Origin of the sequence: Vibrio sp. 1180_3 (assembly GCF_029478545.1) — a bacterium.
Lineage (GTDB): Bacteria > Pseudomonadota > Gammaproteobacteria > Enterobacterales > Vibrionaceae > Vibrio > Vibrio aestuarianus.
The window spans coordinates 1-16,260 of sequence record NZ_SJFM01000026.1 but is presented as its reverse complement, the minus strand read 5'-3'; the positions used below and the strand labels follow the sequence as shown (position 1 = coordinate 16,260).

The following is a 16,260-nucleotide window of genomic DNA, read 5'->3' as shown; positions in this document are numbered from 1 at the left end:
CCATGAGAAATACGCTATTTATTTTTATTACGACCAGCGTTTTTCTCGCAGGTTGCAGCTCTTCTGACCGCTATTCAATCAAAGATGATGTGGCGCCTAAAGCCCCTATTTCTGTCGATCACATTGAAGATGCGCAGCCTCAATACGAACCGTACAGTTTAGGTGGCAATAAAAACTACACACTGCGCGGGGTGAATTACACCATAATCAAAGACAGCAACGGTTTCACTGAAAAGGGGCAAGCATCTTGGTACGGCAAGAAGTTCCATGGTCACCTGACCTCTAATGGTGAAATCTACGATATGTATTCGATGACGGCTGCGCATAAAACATTGCCACTACCCAGTTATGTTCAAGTCACCAATTTAGATAACCAAAAAACAACCGTTGTTCGTGTCAACGATCGTGGTCCTTTCCATGAAGGACGAATCATCGACTTAAGTTACGCCGCAGCCTACAAACTAGGAGTAGTACAAACGGGTACCGCCAATGTAGAGATAAAAGTCATTACCGTCGAAAAACCAAACACCACAAAACCGACAAATCGTCACCCTAAATACATTATTCAGGTTGCCTCTTCAAAATATGAAGATAGAACTCGAACTTTATCTCAAGATTTAAGTCAAAAGTTATCCGTTGAAAGCTTTATCGACAGCGTAAATGATAGCCACCGTGTTTTTTTAGGCCCATTTAATGACTATTCTCTGACGCAGCAAGCGCTTGAAAAAGTTAAATTGCTAGGTTACGAGACAGCATTCATCAAAAAGCAACCCGTTACTCAGTGACCCTTCAAACACCGTGATATTGATTCCGGCTCTGGCTTGATAGGTCGTTTCTGTTAAGATATGGACAGTTAACAAGAAAATTTGCATTCATCATGAAAAAAATAACGTTTTTAAAACCGATTCTAGCGTCTTCAATTGCGCTTTCCGCTACCTTCACTAGCTCCGTGTTCGCAGGTCCTATCGTGGTGCCTGATGCACCACAGATTGCAGCAAAGGGCTACGTTTTAATGGATTATCATTCAGGAAAAGTTCTAGCTGAAAAAGAGATGAATACTAAATTATCTCCAGCAAGCTTAACCAAAATGATGACCAGCTATGTGATAGGTCAAGAACTCAGTCGTGGCAACATTTCTCCTGAAGATGATGTGGTTATCAGCCGCAATGCATGGGCAAAAAACTTCCCAGATTCATCAAAAATGTTTATTGAGGTCGGCACAACGGTCAAAGTAGAAGATCTCAATCGCGGCATCATCATCCAATCAGGCAATGACGCCTGTGTTGCGATGGCTGAGCACATCGCAGGCTCTGAAGATGCATTCGTCGATCTAATGAATGCTTGGGCCAGTTCACTGGGAATGAACGATACTCACTTTGCCAATGTACACGGATTAGATAACCCAAATCTGTATTCTACGCCATACGACATGGCATTATTAGGCCAAGCACTGATTCGTGATGTGCCTGATGAATACCGTATTTATTCCGAGCAAAAATATACCTATAACGGCATTACCCAATACAACCGTAACGGCTTACTTTGGGATAAAAGCATGAATGTCGATGGTATAAAAACCGGACACACAACGAATGCTGGATACAGTCTCGTAAGTTCAGCGACTGAAGGTAAAATGCGTTTAGTGGCAGTCGTCATGGGCACTAAAGATGCCAATGCGCGTAAATCGGAAAGCAAAAAATTACTGAGCTATGGATTCCGTTTCTTCGAAACCGTTGCGCCTCACAAAGCTGGCGAAACCTTCGTTGAAGAAAAAATCTGGATGGGTGACAAGGACGCGGTAGCACTAGGTGTAGACGAAGATACCTATGTGACCCTACCTCGTGGTCAAGCGAAAGATTTAACCGCCAGTTTTGTTCTTGAAAAAGAACTAAAAGCCCCAATAAATAAAGGTGATGTTGTCGGTAAGCTATACTATCAACTTGATGGTGAAGACGTTGCCCAATACCCATTGATGGCATTGGAAGATGTAAAAGAAGGTGGAATTTTTAGCCGCCTATGGGATTACATCGTATTGCTTTTCAAAGGCTTATTCTAAGGTTCATAATGAACAACGAGAAAGCCGCCATAATGGCGGCTTTTGTTATTATTGAGATTAATATCGATTGACAGTACTATTCGCCACCAATCGATTGACTAACTGGAGTCTCTACTATGCTGACCATAAATTCTGATGCGAAATTAAAAGACCTACTTGAGTTCCCTTGCTCTTTTACTTACAAGGTAATGGGTCATGCTAAACCAGAGCTTCCTGAATTGGTTTTAGAAGTCATTCAACGCCACGCTCCTGGTGATTATAGTCCAGTGATAAAACCAAGTGCGAAAGGCAATTATCATTCAGTTTCGATCAATATCACCGCCACTTCAATTGAACAAGTTGAAGTGCTATACAAAGAACTCGGTGAAATAGATATCGTACGAATGGTGCTATAATTTGTTGATGAGAATGGATTAACCTCTCATATTTTTGATTTTTTCAATTTTTTTTGAAAGCAGCCTAGGCTGCTTTTTTCATATAAATCATAGAGCTAAATGAGCCACATCAGCAACATGGATAAATTTATCAGCCCAATCGGTAGTCCATTGGCCGGAAGAAGTTTATAATCCAAAAACTTTATTTATATAGTGATGATGAGTGTTGTTGATGTTTAACCAGCTTGTTGTAAAACGACTCGGTCGGCAAGATTATCAGCCAGTATGGCAAGCGATGCACGAGTTTACCGACACAAGGGATGAAACCACGCCAGATCAACTCTGGCTTGTCGAGCATTGCCCCGTATTTACTCAAGGGCAAGCAGGTAAAGCTGAACATCTACTGAATACGGGCGACATACCTGTCGTGCAAAGCGACCGAGGGGGGCAAGTGACTTACCATGGCCCTGGTCAGTTAGTCGCTTATTTTCTTATCGATTTACGTAGAAAAAAGTTAGGTGTGCGCGATCTCGTCACCAACATTGAAAATATCGTCATCAATACACTCCAAACATACAATATTAACTCAGCCGCTCGGCCGGATGCCCCTGGTGTTTACGTCGATGGAAAAAAAATATGCTCCCTTGGCTTGAGGATACGTAAAGGTTGTTCATTTCACGGTTTGGCCCTGAATGTCAACATGGACTTATCTCCATTTCTACGCATTAATCCTTGTGGTTATCAAGGGATGGAAATGATACAAGTCAGTGAGCTTGGTGGACCTTCCGATCTAGAAGTGATAGAGAAACAAATAATAAAAGAACTCGTTACGTTACTTGGTTACGAGCAAGTAGAAATCAGCACAGAAGCACCTCTTCATAGGTAAAAAGCATGAGCAAACCAATCCAAATGGAAAAAGGCGTTAAATACCGTGACGCTGATAAAATGGCACTAATTCCTGTTAAAAACATGCCAGCTGTCGAACAAAAAGAAGTACTGCGCAAACCGGAATGGATGAAAATAAAACTGCCTTCGGATAGCCAACGCATTCAAGACATAAAGTCAGCGATGCGCAAAAATAACCTTCACTCAGTGTGTGAAGAGGCTTCTTGTCCGAATCTTGCCGAATGCTTCAACCACGGTACAGCAACCTTCATGATTTTAGGGGCAATTTGTACCCGTCGTTGCCCATTTTGTGATGTTGCCCACGGTCGCCCAAATGCACCTGAAAATGATGAGCCTGCAAAATTGGCGCAAACCATTAAAGACATGAAATTGAAGTATGTCGTGATTACTTCCGTTGACCGCGATGATCTACGTGATGGAGGTGCTCAACACTTCGCTGACTGTAATCGCGAAATCCGAGCATTAAACCCCGAGATTCGTATCGAGACGCTCGTCCCTGATTTTCGTGGGCGCATGGACGTTGCTTTAGATTTACTAAAAGACAACCCACCCGATGTTTTTAACCACAATTTAGAAACAGCTCCTCGCCTTTATCGTAAGGCTCGTCCGGGTGCGAACTATAAATGGTCACTGGAACTCCTAAAGAAATTCAAAGAGCAGCACCCTAGCATTCCAACGAAATCAGGACTGATGATGGGGCTGGGCGAAACTAAAGAAGAGATCGTAGAAGTACTCAAAGACTTGCGAGCGCATGGAGTCACCATGCTTACACTTGGCCAATATTTAGCGCCAAGTCGACATCATTTACCTGTGGAACGTTATGTTCCACCATCAGAATTTGATGAACTCAAAGAAATTGCATTAGAGCTTGGATTTACTCATGCAGCTTGCGGCCCATTCGTTCGCTCGTCTTATCACGCCGACATGCAAGCGAAAGGACTGGAAGTAAAATAAATCTTCTGTTTGATAAGTAAAATCGATAGCCGATAAAGCCGATACCTATATATCGGCTTTTGTTTGTCTTAACGAAAATATCAGAAACTTGAATATTGAGCTGAGGTTCTATAGGCTTATGGATTATATAAGTACAATAACAAAGCTAAGGATAATCCAAATGAAAACGATCAGTACATTGGCGCTTATTGCTGCCGCATTAACTGCCGGTTGTGCATCCAATACACAACAGGATAACTATCGTGAAGCATCTTTTGAGCTTTGTAATACTGAAGTTAGTATCTATTCGGTAAGTGATGATGGTCGCGTACGTATCGTTTGTGCCGATGGTTCTAAATTTGCGCTTAATAGTGAAAAAACACTGGATACCATGCGTAATATCAACATTGAATATTGTGATGGTGAAGGTCTTGGCAAATTCAATGAAAGCACTAAGTATTACTCATTTCAATGCAAGTCAGGAACACTATTGAGCATTGCTAAGTAGCAATATAAATGAATAATCACGATAGGGATCTCGACGCCAGTTGATCTTTTTATCCCTTAAATAAAAAAGCTCCCATCATTTGGGAGCTTTTGCTTTTAGTACTAAAAAAATTTACGCGTAAACAGGCAGACGCTTACAAATCTCAAGTACTTTCGCTTTAGTCGCTTCAATAACAGACTCATCGCCCATGTTATCAAGGATGTCACACATCCAACCAGCTAACGCTTTTGCATCCGCTTCGGTGAAACCACGGCGAGTAATTGAAGGAGAACCAACACGGATACCCGATGTTACGAATGGGCTACGAGGATCATTTGGCACTGAGTTTTTGTTGACTGTAATGTTGGCAGCACCTAACGCAGCATCTGCATCTTTACCTGTGATATCTTTATCAATCAAATCAACAAGGAAAAGATGGTTTTCCGTTGAACCTGATACAATGTTGTAACCACGAGCAAGAAACTCCGCTACCATCGCTTTTGCGTTAGCCACAACACGTGTTTGGTACTCTTTAAATTCAGGTTCCAACGCTTCTTTGAATGCAACCGCTTTACCAGCGATAACGTGCATCAATGGGCCACCTTGACCACCTGGAAATACTGCTGAATTTAATTTCTTGTACAGATCTTCACCCGCATTTGAAAGAATTAAACCACCGCGAGGACCCGCAAGCGTTTTATGCGTGGTTGTCGTTACGACATGTGCGTGTGGTACTGGGTTAGGATAAACACCCGCTGCAATTAGGCCTGCAACGTGCGCCATATCAACAAAAAGGTAAGCATCAACTTTATCCGCGATTTCGCGCATACGTTTCCAATCACAAATTTGTGAGTAAGCAGAAAAACCACCGATGATCATTTTTGGCTTATGCTCAACCGCTAATGCTTCCATTTCTTCATAATCGATCTGGCCATTCTCATCGATACCGTAAGGAATAATGTTGTAAAGCTTACCAGAGAAGTTTACCGGAGAACCGTGAGTTAAGTGACCACCGTGAGCCAAGCTCATACCCAAAACGGTATCACCAGCATTAAGCAGTGCCATGTAAACCGCGTTATTCGCTTGAGAACCAGAGTGAGGCTGTACGTTTGCGTATTCAGCGCCGAACAATTCACATGCACGTTCGATCGCTAACGTTTCCACTTTATCAACGAACTCGCAACCACCGTAGTAACGCTTGCCAGGATAACCTTCTGCATATTTATTGGTTAGCTGAGAACCTTGAGCTTCCATTACACGTGGGCTTGTGTAGTTTTCTGAAGCGATAAGTTCGATGTGTTCTTCCTGACGAAGAGTTTCTTCTTGAATAGCTGCGAACAAGTCCGCATCGTAATCTGCGATGTTCATATCACGCTTAAGCATCTGTATCTCCTGACTCAGATTTGACTGAATGTTTCAAAAAAACCACACAACGACCAAAAGCAAACGTTTTCGTCACCGTAATATGGCGCACATTCTACATAATTTGATCTGGGTCATAAAGAACAAATTGCAGAAATTATTATGCAGTTTTCTCATAATGACTAACGAGGTTTCTCATGTTACGTGCTCGATTTTTCATGATAACCAGCAAACGTCAACTTTTAGCTTTACACCCTGTAAAACGGCAATTACATAGGTTTACCTCAATTTTTGCTCTCTAGCTACCGAAAAGATCGACTTTTCTTTACTATGCATGCCACTTTGGACTATTTAAATTTATTTTTGATGGAAAAACACACACGCAAAGAAGATTGGATTGCCATTTTAACGGGTACATTTCTAGTCGCACAAGGTATCTTCTTTTTGCAGTCGGCTCATTTACTGACAGGCGGCACTACCGGCTTAGCACTGTTATTAAGCCAGTTTGTCCCAGCTTCTTTTGGAATCTTGTATTTCATCGCCAACAGTCCGTTTTATCTTCTCGCATGGCAACGCTTTGGCAAACGCTTTGCAATAAATAGCGCGGTTTCCGGTGCGTTAGTTTCTATTTTTGCCGACCATCTGTATCTGGTTATTTCTCTTGATAGTGTCAATGACATCTATTGCGCAATAGCGGGCGGACTATTAATGGGATTAGGCATGCTTATTTTATTTCGCCACCGTTCGAGCCTTGGCGGCTTCAATGTTCTTTGCTTATTTATCCAAGATAAATTCGGTATCTCAGTTGGTAAGAGCCAGTTGACTATTGACTGCGCTATCTTGTTTGCCTCTTTCTTTTTCGTCTCACCGACTACTATTGCTATCTCTGTATTGGGAGCGGTTGCACTAAACCTAGTGTTAGCGATGAACCATAAACCGACACGTTATAGCGTTACTTACGGGTAATTGATCTAGGAAAAGGTTTAAAGCCTTTTCCTTCTTTGAAAGTAATTACATTCAGCAAATAACGTACTCCTTTTCTTTATAAAACTTCAAATTGATTAAAAATTACGCTTCATTAAGTAACGCGAAATTAGAAAGCACTAATATTACATAAACTTCAAACTAGATATAAAGCAATCCTCCTTCATCATTATTAATAATAACAAAATCAATAAAAAATAAACTTAAGTACTAGTTTTTTGTTATTTAAATCATCACCTCACCTTTTACAGAACGAAAAACCAAATAATATGCATAGTGTCTTATTTTTGAAGCACTAGGACAGGTTGAAGTCATACACGCTTAATATGAGAATGCTCCACTTAACATAATTATTATTTCTGGCTTTAATTAAGTTGCTTGTAGGAGCTCCTGTTATGGGTGAAAAAGGAAGGATCCGTATTACTAACTATCAAGGTAAATTTTTCTATCGTTTGATAGATTGCCTAGTAATACTGATCACCATGTATATTACGCTAAAGTTTCACTCACATATTGTCACTATGTCATACGTCTCAGTGAGTCTTTTAGGAGTACTTTTTTATTCCTTTATTGCTGAAAGCTTAGGTATTTATAGTGGATGGCGCACAGCTAAACTTCGAGATTTAGCCTTACACACCTCTTTTTGTTGGGCGGCTACGGTTGGTTGTCTGACATTAGTTGGCTACTTCACTAAAACTGGTAATGAGTTTTCTCGTTTAATTTTAGGATTTTGGTTTGTCGGATCATTCATATTGCTGATTGTGTGGCGTTCGTTAGCATTCGCCGTCATTTACTATTTACACAAACAAGGGTTCCATACCACCAAAGCCGTCATCATAGGCATGACACCCCAAGGTTTAGAATTATCAAAAAATCTAATTAAGAATCCTGAATTAGGGATAAAGATGACCGGATTTTATGATGATAGAGAAACAGCCCGTTTAGATGGAGATATTCCTGTTTTAGGCAAAGTTAATGATGCATTAGCATTGGCGAAAGATGGCAAAGTAAAAAATGTATATATTGCTTTGCCAATGCAAGCTCAGCAGAGAATCAGCACCATTTTAGAAGCGTTTTCAGATAGCACCGTTAATACCTATATCGTCCCAGACTTCTTTACCTTCAATTTACTTCATTCTCGCTGGTACACCATCGGCGAAGTTAATGCTTTTAGTATTTTCGATACGCCTTTTAATGGTTTGGTTACCTGGCTAAAACGGTTTGAAGATCTGGTACTCAGCAGTATTATTTTGACGTTAATAAGCCCTGTTCTTATTGCCGTTGCCATTGGCGTTAAACTCAGCTCACCTGGTCCTATTATCTTTAAACAACTGCGTTATGGGCTCGATGGTAAACCCATAAAAGTATGGAAGTTTAGAAGCATGCGAGCAATGGATAATGGCAATAAAGTCACGCAAGCCACCAAGAATGATCCCCGAGTAACACCGTTTGGTGCTTTTATTCGTAAAACCTCGCTAGATGAACTTCCACAATTCATTAATGTTCTTCAAGGAAGAATGTCGATAGTTGGTCCTCGTCCGCATGCAGTTGCGCACAACGAAGAATATCGAACCATAGTCAATCGATACATGTTGCGACACAAAGTCAAACCTGGGATTACCGGATGGGCTCAGATCAACGGCTGGCGTGGAGAGACAGATACTGTGGATAAAATGGAAAAACGGGTTCAATTCGATTTGGACTATATACACCGTTGGTCTTTATGGTTGGATATCAAAATTGTATTCCTAACCGTATTTAAAGGATTTGTCGGCAAAAACGCTTACTAAAAAATGGACTCAGTGCATTCACATGAAAAATTATAATTTTAAAAAGGCTGCTTTCTTTAGCCTGACATTTTTAACAGCTACCATGGCTTACGCAAAACCAGAACCCAATCCTATCGTTACAGATTCTGGGATTGCAATTATACCTTTTTTGAACGCATCAACGGGCTATAACGACAACCTAGCAAAAGCTGATAATGACCTCGAAAGTTCTCATTATTTAGTATTGGAACCTGGTGTGACCGTTGCTTTTGAACCTGTTGGACAAAAGCATATCATCTCTTATAGGCTTCAAAGAGGTGATTTTTTCAGTTCAAGTAAAGATGATTTCACCGATCACTTTTTTGATTTATCTAGCGATTGGGAGCTTAATTCTAAGCACCGATTAAACCTAAACTATTCATTAGCATTAACTCATGAAAGCCGCGGTGATAACGATGAAACCCTGGATCTGCTGTACAACAAATACAACAGCAATAACCTTAACCTTGGTTACGGTTATGGTGGTATAGAAGCAAAAGGCAGAGTGGAAACCAATATTGGTTGGGGTGATTTAGATTACAAAAATAATAAGAATAGAACACAGTATCAAGACTGGGATGAACTTCGTTTCAACACCGCCTTTTACTACAAGGCCTTACCTAAAACATCGCTATTGATCCAATTTATTGCCAACGACAGAAACTATGATCTTGTTGCTCCTAATTCGACCCAAAGAGATAGCAAACATTACTTTGCTTATGTCGGTGCATCCTGGGATGCAACGGGTAAATTGCGAGGCAATGCAAAAATTGGTGCACAACATAAAAACTTTGATTCAGCAGAAAGAGAAGATTTTGATTCATTTTCATGGGATATCGATCTGACTTATCTCGTTAAATCTTATTCTGCTGTACAACTTAAAACAAACCGTCGTTCAACGGACCCTGACGGTGTGGGTGATGCTATTGATACAAAAATCTACGATATTAATTGGTCACACAATTGGAGTAAGATCATCTCAACTAAAGCTGACGTCTCATTACTCAGCGAAGATTACACAGGCTCATCACGTAAAGATGATACAACCAATGTAACGTTATCCTTTAATTATGATTTTCGTCGTTGGTTAACGTTCAAGCTTGGTTATGGTCTTGAATCAAAAGATTCAAACATCAACCAATTTAGCTATGATCAAAATATTTACTACTTTGCTATTGAAGGTGTGATGTAACTTATAATGAAGTACTTCTTAGCCATTATTTTAAGCTGTTTCTCTTTGTCAACATTGGCCAATGAGAACCTATACAAACTCGGTGTCGGCGACCAGATTAAGATCCAGGTTTATGACGAGCCAGAGCTGTCTATGGAAACCCGTGTCAGTGACAGTGGTAACATAGACTATCCTTTTTTGGGCAGAATTAAGCTAAAAGGAAAAACCATTGAAGAGGTGAAAACCGCTATACACGATGGTTTACTTGAAGATTATCTCGTTAACCCGAATGTATTTGTCAGTGTGATCGAGTATCGCCCATATTTTATCAATGGGGAAGTTGATAAGTCCGGGAGCTATCCATACCACCCAGGTCTCACCGTAAATAAAGCCATTACAATTGCTGGTGGTTTTACCGAGCGAGCTTCAAAGACCAATATATATATATCGTCAAGTGATGACCCTAGTGCCAAACCGGTCAAGGTAACTTTGCTTCATAAAATTCAGCCAGGTGACATTCTCACCATTGAAGAAAGCTTTTTTTAGGTAATGTAGTTGTATGGAAAACTCTATAAATAATCGTCAATTGAACTCAGATGAGATCATTGATATTCGTCAGTACTTTAATATTCTGCTCAACTACAAATGGCGTATTTTGCTTTTCTCTATCATGGTGACCGCAATCGCAGTGCTCATAGTATTGTCGATCCCTTCACAATATACGGCTAGAGCATCATTGCTCATTGAATCTAAGCAGGCGAAAGCCGTATCAATAGAAGATGTCTATGGCTTAGATACCAAGAGCCAAGAGTATTACTTAACTCAAATTGAAATTCTAAAATCTGACCGAATTGCAGAAGAAGTTATCAACCGACTAAATCTTTCCCAGCATCCGGAATTTGATCCTTCCGCACAAAAAAAACCAACCCTTAGTTTGGCGAGTATTTTTGAATGGTTTCCGGCTCTTAAAGCTTTTAAAAAAGAGCCTGTAGAAGCTTCAGAAGAAGAGCAAAACTATCGTAACAGCCGCTTAGTTTTAGCTAAATTTAAACGAGGGCTCGAAATTAGCCCTATACGAAAAACTCAGCTTGTTACTATCTTTTATACCAGTAAAGACCCTAAATTATCAGCTCAAATTGCTAACGAAATTGGCCGAGTTTTTATGGATAGTCACATTGAAGCTAAACTTGAAGTTGAATTAAAAGCAAATAGTTGGCTGAACAGTCGTATGGGTGAACTGCGTGAAAAACTCAGAGTGTCTGAAGCTCAGTTGCAAGACTTTCTTAAAGCAGAAGGATTAGTTGATATTCAAGGCGTTGAGGGGTTAGCTTCGCAAGAGCTTGAAGAACTCACCTCTCAACTGAATAAAACTCGCGATCGCCGCGTGGCCGCAGAAACACTTTACCTCGTCGCACAAACTTATAGCCGCAAGGATGATTTATCATCTCTCGCCTCGATTCCTGAAATCTCGAATCACCCAACGATCAGAGATGTAAAACTGGCTGAAGTACAAGCAGAAAGAAAAGTGTCTGAACTGTCAAAACGTTACGGCCCAAAACACCCGAAATTAAAATCGGCTCAAGCCGAACTAAACTCGGTCAAACGTAACTTAAATTCAGAACTTAAACAGCTGTTGAATGGTATTAGCAACGAATTGCAAGCAGCCAAGCAAGCTGAGCGTTCTTTACATAAGGAATTGGAGAAAAGAAAATTAGATTTTCAAACTCTAACCGTAAAAAATGCCAAATATTCAGAATTAAAACGTGAGGTTCAAACCAACCGCGAGCTATTTGACTTATTCTTAAGTCGCCAAAAAGAGACCAGTGCATCAAGCGATTTTAATGCAACGATTGCCAGATTTACTGACTTTGCTAATCCACCACTTGCTCCTAGCAAGCCGAATAGAAAGTTAATCGTAATCTTGGCTTTCATTGCTTCTTTTGGTTTTGCTTGCGTGGTGGCCTTCATTGCTGATGCGGTTAACGATACATTTGTCGATATTAAACAGGTTGAGAAACTATTATCGCTCAGTTTATTGGGTATTGTTCCAGCGATAAAGACTCGCGGCCAATTAAAGCCAAGGGCCTACTTTGATAGTAACCACAGAGAGTTAACGGAAGCGATTAGGACCATTCGAACTGGTTATTTACTGGCTAACACCAACAAAGATCACCATGTCGTAATGGTCACGTCATCGCTGCCTGAAGAAGGGAAGACAACCTCAAGCATTAACCTTGCTTTTTCATTATCACAAATGGAAAAAACACTGCTTATTGATTGTGACTTACGCAAGCCATCGGTAGCCCATCGCTTCGGAGTTTCAGGTTCCCAGCCAGGAATAACCAACCTGCTGACAGGTACTCATACCTTGGATGACTGTATTCATACTGATGAAGAATCAGGATTAGACATCCTGACCGCAGGGGTACTGACGGACAATCCGTTGGAATTACTCTCATCATCGCGATTTGTATCCTTGCTGGAAGAATTAAAGACAAGCTACACTCGAATAGTTATCGATACTCCCCCATGTCTTGCTGTAAGTGATGCATTCATGCTATCTCAATATGTTGATTCAACGATCCTGGTTATCAATGCAGCACAGACTCGCACGAAAATAGTTCGTGATGTGGTTGGACGACTGACTCAGCAAGGCGCGAGAATTGATGGCGTGGTCTTAAATAAATTAAACATCAAAAAAGCGTCCCATTATAGCGGATATCAGCAGTACCACTCGTATTACGGTTCTGAAAAACCATAATGGTAGCCTTCGTAAATAAAAATATAATCACAGCCCCAATACTTCAATGGAGTGTTGGGCTTTGTGCATTAGTTACTCTATATCTGGCCTTCTGTTTCGGTTCAGCTTCTATCTACGCTGTTGCGACAGAAAAAAATATCGAACGTTGGGTAAAACACCCTCAAGATGTCACACCTAATGTGATTAATGAAACCAAACAAACTATATTAGAGGCTATCGACTACCATTCGAGTCATCCTCATTATTACAATTTGTTAGGTAAAACATTAGAATGGGAAGCCTATTTGAGCACAACAGAAGACCAAATAGGCATTCTGCAACAAGCGAAAAAAGCCTACTTGAAAAGTGCATCGCTAAGACAGAACTGGCCTGATACTTGGGCCGACTTGTTGTCTGTAGAAACGCAATTGCAAGGGGAAAATATTAACTTGTATTTTGACAATGCTAATCAATATGGACCATTTATCCCAACCGTCAATAGCAAGATTGCACAAGTGGGACTCGAAAACTGGCAGCAATTCACGCCTCAACGAAGATCCATAATCATTGAACATATTGCAAGGGCACTAACCCATCCCAAAAGCCAAGGGGAGATGTACCGTTATCTACAATCAAGCGGACTATTGAAATTTGCTTGTGCCGCTATTATCTACAACCCAAGAGGGTATGATGGCAAAGTCAATCTCTGTAAAAAGGTGTTAAAGTGAATCTCAGCTTAAAACATTACATTATTCAGCGCCCTGTTACCTTTGCAATGTTTACTATCCTTTCGCTTTGCACAGTTGCGTTATCACTGTTAAAAACGTTTCATTACCATGTAGAAATCCCATTGCTGTTGGAAAATTTTATTGGTGGAGACATCTATCTACATTTTACCTTTGCACTGTTGCTAACCCTTATTTTGATAAGAGTAATCTCGGCCTCGCTGGAAATAAAAAACAGTATTTACTTGGCTATTTCGATCGTATCTGCATGCTGCATGATTGATGAAGGTTTGCAGATATTTTCCGACACTAGAACCTTTTCATTATTCGATCTAGGCTCAAGTTTGCTCGGTATATTTATTGCGGCAGTTATGAGCTACTTAACAGATAAATATCAATCAATGAAAACCAAGAGAAAATCATTCACCAATTCGTGCCATACCAGTCATTAACATGCCTTAAAAATGAGAATAATTCAGTTATTTATCGCTAGAGTGATATCACCTAGTTACCGACTTAACTTATAATTTCACGACAATAATTGTAGGCTCTTCAGGAATCTAAAATGAAAAAAACACTATGGATATTATGGACTACTTTTGCAGCCTTAGTGGGTAGCTCAAATGTATATGCAGTAACAGAAGCGAGCTGTTCGTTATATAAAAATCATGAAATCGCAATGGACACAATTAAAGCTAGCTTAGCTCAAGCAGACAGTGCAGTTACTTCGTTACAAGCTTTAATGAAGTTATGTCCTAATATGATTTTAGAGATGGCAGATGTTGCCTCTACTTTACACCCAGAGCTATCTTTAGATATTTTCAATGCTGTTTTTGCCAATATTCCAAGCGATCAAGTTGCTGAGCTCACTGCAATTCTAGTAAAAAACGCTCCAGCAAACCTACGTTCAGAGGTTGTCCAACTTGCAGTAAGTCAATCGCCAGAGTCAGCTCAAGCGATTGTTGATGCCGTTATCGGAACAGAAACGATGCAATCAACGGATGTCATTATTGCAGCCTTATCTGGCGGAGCCGATCCGGCAACCATTACCGAACCGACAGCAGCAGGTACCCCATCAACCCTACCGGGTACTCCACCTCCAGTAACGACAACACCAGGAAACACCACAACCTTAGGTACTGGCAGTGGTAGCGGTGGCGGTACTGCATCACTTAATTAAAACGTTCGTCATCTCTTTTTTATCCAAGGGCAGGAATATAACTATTCCTGCCCTTCTCTATTCGATATCAATAACATGCGCCTAATTGAAAAGATAACATTCCCTTTATTTTTAATTTTTGTCTTTTGGCTTCCTATACCTCTAGGCAGTAATCGCCCTATCGCGTGGTCATTCAATGAAGTATGGGGCGCTTTGTTACTTATCTTATGCCTCTGTATTTATTCACCTGAACATTGGAAAACGTCGCTCAAAAGAACCAAATGGGTGATTATGCCGATCATGGCAATAACGCTCTGGTCTTTAATTCAAAGCATACAGTCACTCAATCTGACTCAAGATTCCGGCTTGGTTTTTGTCTCCGCACTAAAGTCTCTTCACTATCTACAGTTATGCTTAGTTGCATCTGTATTAATCGATACGCGTAACAAGCTGAAATTACTAGCTACCGTCATGGTGGCCAGTGGTATATGCCAAGGCTTTTATGCTGGTGTAGTACTTTTACTCCACCTAGAGCATTCGCCCATATTCAATCTACCTTTGGGCACTCGAGCTTCAGGGAGCTTTGTTTATCACAACCACTTAGCCAACTTTCTTATGCTCAATCTTTGTATTGGCTTTGGCCTTCTCATTGCCCAGTTAAGTGATTCAAACAAAACGGGATTACGAAACATGATAAAACAGTTTTTTGCCGTATTACTTTCGGATAAAGCTTTCGTTCGTTTAGGCCTTGTTATTATGGTTATTGCATTAGTACTAACGCGTTCAAGAATGGGCAATATTGCCTTTTTTATAGCATTGACATTGGGATCCATTTTGCTTTTATTCTTCTACAAACCAAAACCTAGAAGTGTATATGTATTAATAATCAGCTTATTTCTTATTGATACTTTTATTGTAAGCAATTGGTTTGGTTTAGAAAAAGTGAAGCAACGCCTCGTTGAAACTAGCTTAGAAAGTGAGTCACGAGATGATGTTATCAGATATTCACTCGTTGCTATCCAAGAACGTCCACTGACGGGATATGGGGCAGGCACATTTTATTCAACGTTTCCTGCCTATAACCAAGGTGATGTAAAGCTGTTTTATGATCATGCCCATAATGATTATATCCAATTTGTATTTGAATATGGTTTTGTTGCCTCAACCATCTTATTGTTGATGATTTTAGTCTCTGGCAAACAAGCCTTCCACGCATTTAAGAAGCGTCGCAGTAAATTGATGCGTGGGATTGGCTTGTCATCGTTGATGGCTATTATTGGTATGACGATTCATATGAGTGTTGATTTTCCACTTCAAGCACCAGCTAACACTTTATATTTTCTACTTTGCTTGCTGATGGGCCATTGGGCGAACTCAATTCCAAATAGGGTAGATCGTAAAGAACATAAAACGTAATACTAGGGCGTGCGTATGCGCCCCATAATCCCACGGGGCGTTTTAATTTCAGTGTGAGACGTTCCAAGGCAGAAGAGAGTTAATATCAGGCTCTGGCTTTGCCAGTTCTTTCATACATTTGACCATGTAATCGTAGAGT

At 40.4% G+C, this 16,260-nt stretch carries 16 protein-coding genes; 15 read left to right on the top strand and 1 reads right to left on the bottom strand.

The genetic code is table 11. The features are described 5' to 3' along the window. The first annotated feature begins 2 nt into the window (after window positions 1–2). The 6 genes from EYW48_RS15235 (at window position 3) to EYW48_RS15210 (ending at window position 4,777) form a co-directional block, all read left to right on the top strand. Complete coding sequence (locus EYW48_RS15235; RefSeq protein WP_261918021.1) at window positions 3–785, top strand: septal ring lytic transglycosylase RlpA family protein; 783 nt, start codon at window positions 3–5, stop codon at window positions 783–785. 92 nt (window positions 786–877) lie between these two features. Beyond that, complete coding sequence (locus EYW48_RS15230; RefSeq protein WP_053310278.1) at window positions 878–2,056, top strand: serine hydrolase; 1,179 nt, start codon at window positions 878–880, stop codon at window positions 2,054–2,056. Window positions 2,057–2,172: 116 nt separating this feature from the next. Further along, window positions 2,173–2,451, top strand: a complete 279-nt coding sequence (gene ybeD / locus EYW48_RS15225) for a DUF493 family protein YbeD (RefSeq protein ID WP_053310279.1) — start codon at window positions 2,173–2,175, stop codon at window positions 2,449–2,451. A 211-nt stretch (window positions 2,452–2,662) separates the two neighbouring features. Then, window positions 2,663–3,316, top strand: coding sequence for a lipoyl(octanoyl) transferase LipB (gene lipB / locus EYW48_RS15220; RefSeq protein ID WP_053310280.1), 654 nt, complete (start codon window positions 2,663–2,665; stop codon window positions 3,314–3,316). Window positions 3,317–3,321: 5 nt separating this feature from the next. Continuing rightward, entirely contained in the window at window positions 3,322–4,290 is a 969-nt protein-coding gene (gene lipA / locus EYW48_RS15215; protein WP_053310281.1) for a lipoyl synthase, read from the top strand. Window positions 4,291–4,450: 160 nt separating this feature from the next. Next, window positions 4,451–4,777 (top strand): hypothetical protein, encoded by a 327-nt coding sequence (locus EYW48_RS15210; RefSeq protein ID WP_053310282.1) that lies wholly within the window; start codon window positions 4,451–4,453, stop codon window positions 4,775–4,777. A 111-nt stretch (window positions 4,778–4,888) separates the two neighbouring features. Here the strand turns inward: EYW48_RS15210 and glyA are convergent, their stop codons facing one another. Further along, window positions 4,889–6,139 carry a serine hydroxymethyltransferase gene (glyA, locus tag EYW48_RS15205; RefSeq protein WP_053310283.1) on the bottom strand — a complete coding sequence of 417 codons (1,251 nt, stop codon included), beginning with the start codon at window positions 6,137–6,139 and terminating at the stop codon, window positions 4,889–4,891. Between the two features lie 345 nt (window positions 6,140–6,484). Here glyA and EYW48_RS15200 point away from each other — a divergent pair, with 345 nt between their 5' ends. The 9 genes from EYW48_RS15200 to EYW48_RS15160 all read left to right on the top strand — a co-directional run bounded on the left by EYW48_RS15200 (window position 6,485) and on the right by EYW48_RS15160 (window position 16,121). After that, window positions 6,485–7,084, top strand: coding sequence for a YitT family protein (locus EYW48_RS15200; RefSeq protein ID WP_053310456.1), 600 nt, complete (start codon window positions 6,485–6,487; stop codon window positions 7,082–7,084). Between the two features lie 413 nt (window positions 7,085–7,497). After that, window positions 7,498–8,892 (top strand): exopolysaccharide biosynthesis glycosyltransferase VpsL, encoded by a 1,395-nt coding sequence (gene vpsL, locus EYW48_RS15195; RefSeq protein ID WP_172532742.1) that lies wholly within the window; start codon window positions 7,498–7,500, stop codon window positions 8,890–8,892. Between the two features lie 82 nt (window positions 8,893–8,974). After that, window positions 8,975–10,102: an outer membrane beta-barrel protein gene (locus tag EYW48_RS15190; RefSeq protein ID WP_277432635.1), complete on the top strand. Its 1,128-nt coding sequence runs from the start codon at window positions 8,975–8,977 to the stop codon at window positions 10,100–10,102. Window positions 10,103–10,108: 6 nt separating this feature from the next. Next, window positions 10,109–10,627, top strand: coding sequence for an exopolysaccharide export protein VpsN (gene vpsN / locus EYW48_RS15185; protein WP_277432634.1), 519 nt, complete (start codon window positions 10,109–10,111; stop codon window positions 10,625–10,627). Between the two features lie 13 nt (window positions 10,628–10,640). Further along, complete coding sequence (gene vpsO, locus EYW48_RS15180) at window positions 10,641–12,842, top strand: exopolysaccharide regulatory tyrosine autokinase VpsO (protein WP_277432633.1); 2,202 nt, start codon at window positions 10,641–10,643, stop codon at window positions 12,840–12,842. Then, entirely contained in the window at window positions 12,842–13,549 is a 708-nt protein-coding gene (locus EYW48_RS15175) for a VpsP family polysaccharide biosynthesis protein (RefSeq protein WP_261919141.1), read from the top strand. The genes vpsO and EYW48_RS15175 overlap by 1 nt, the downstream gene beginning before the upstream one ends. Continuing rightward, complete coding sequence (locus EYW48_RS15170) at window positions 13,546–13,998, top strand: VanZ family protein (RefSeq protein WP_261919140.1); 453 nt, start codon at window positions 13,546–13,548, stop codon at window positions 13,996–13,998. Before EYW48_RS15175 ends, EYW48_RS15170 begins: the two co-directional genes overlap by 4 nt. A 113-nt stretch (window positions 13,999–14,111) precedes the next feature. After that, on the top strand, window positions 14,112–14,726 hold the full coding sequence (locus EYW48_RS15165; RefSeq protein WP_274699873.1) for a hypothetical protein: 615 nt from the start codon (window positions 14,112–14,114) through the stop codon (window positions 14,724–14,726). 75 nt (window positions 14,727–14,801) lie between these two features. Then, entirely contained in the window at window positions 14,802–16,121 is a 1,320-nt protein-coding gene (locus EYW48_RS15160) for an O-antigen ligase (RefSeq protein ID WP_172532737.1), read from the top strand. Window positions 16,122–16,260: the final 139 nt, after the last annotated feature.

Coding starts and splice junctions, on each gene's coding strand:
- EYW48_RS15210 (WP_053310282.1), top strand. CDS start 4,451: ATGAAAACGATCAGTACATTGGCGCTTATTGCTGCCGCATTAACTGCC.
- EYW48_RS15190 (WP_277432635.1), top strand. CDS start 8,975: ATGGCTTACGCAAAACCAGAACCCAATCCTATCGTTACAGATTCTGGG.
- lipB (WP_053310280.1), top strand. CDS start 2,663: ATGTTTAACCAGCTTGTTGTAAAACGACTCGGTCGGCAAGATTATCAG.
- EYW48_RS15200 (WP_053310456.1), top strand. CDS start 6,485: ATGGAAAAACACACACGCAAAGAAGATTGGATTGCCATTTTAACGGGT.
- vpsL (WP_172532742.1), top strand. CDS start 7,498: ATGGGTGAAAAAGGAAGGATCCGTATTACTAACTATCAAGGTAAATTT.
- EYW48_RS15175 (WP_261919141.1), top strand. CDS start 12,842: ATGGTAGCCTTCGTAAATAAAAATATAATCACAGCCCCAATACTTCAA.
- EYW48_RS15160 (WP_172532737.1), top strand. CDS start 14,802: ATGCGCCTAATTGAAAAGATAACATTCCCTTTATTTTTAATTTTTGTC.
- EYW48_RS15235 (WP_261918021.1), top strand. CDS start 3: ATGAGAAATACGCTATTTATTTTTATTACGACCAGCGTTTTTCTCGCA.
- EYW48_RS15165 (WP_274699873.1), top strand. CDS start 14,112: ATGAAAAAAACACTATGGATATTATGGACTACTTTTGCAGCCTTAGTG.
- glyA (WP_053310283.1), bottom strand. CDS start 6,139: ATGCTTAAGCGTGATATGAACATCGCAGATTACGATGCGGACTTGTTC.
- vpsO (WP_277432633.1), top strand. CDS start 10,641: ATGGAAAACTCTATAAATAATCGTCAATTGAACTCAGATGAGATCATT.
- lipA (WP_053310281.1), top strand. CDS start 3,322: ATGAGCAAACCAATCCAAATGGAAAAAGGCGTTAAATACCGTGACGCT.
- EYW48_RS15230 (WP_053310278.1), top strand. CDS start 878: ATGAAAAAAATAACGTTTTTAAAACCGATTCTAGCGTCTTCAATTGCG.
- vpsN (WP_277432634.1), top strand. CDS start 10,109: ATGAAGTACTTCTTAGCCATTATTTTAAGCTGTTTCTCTTTGTCAACA.
- ybeD (WP_053310279.1), top strand. CDS start 2,173: ATGCTGACCATAAATTCTGATGCGAAATTAAAAGACCTACTTGAGTTC.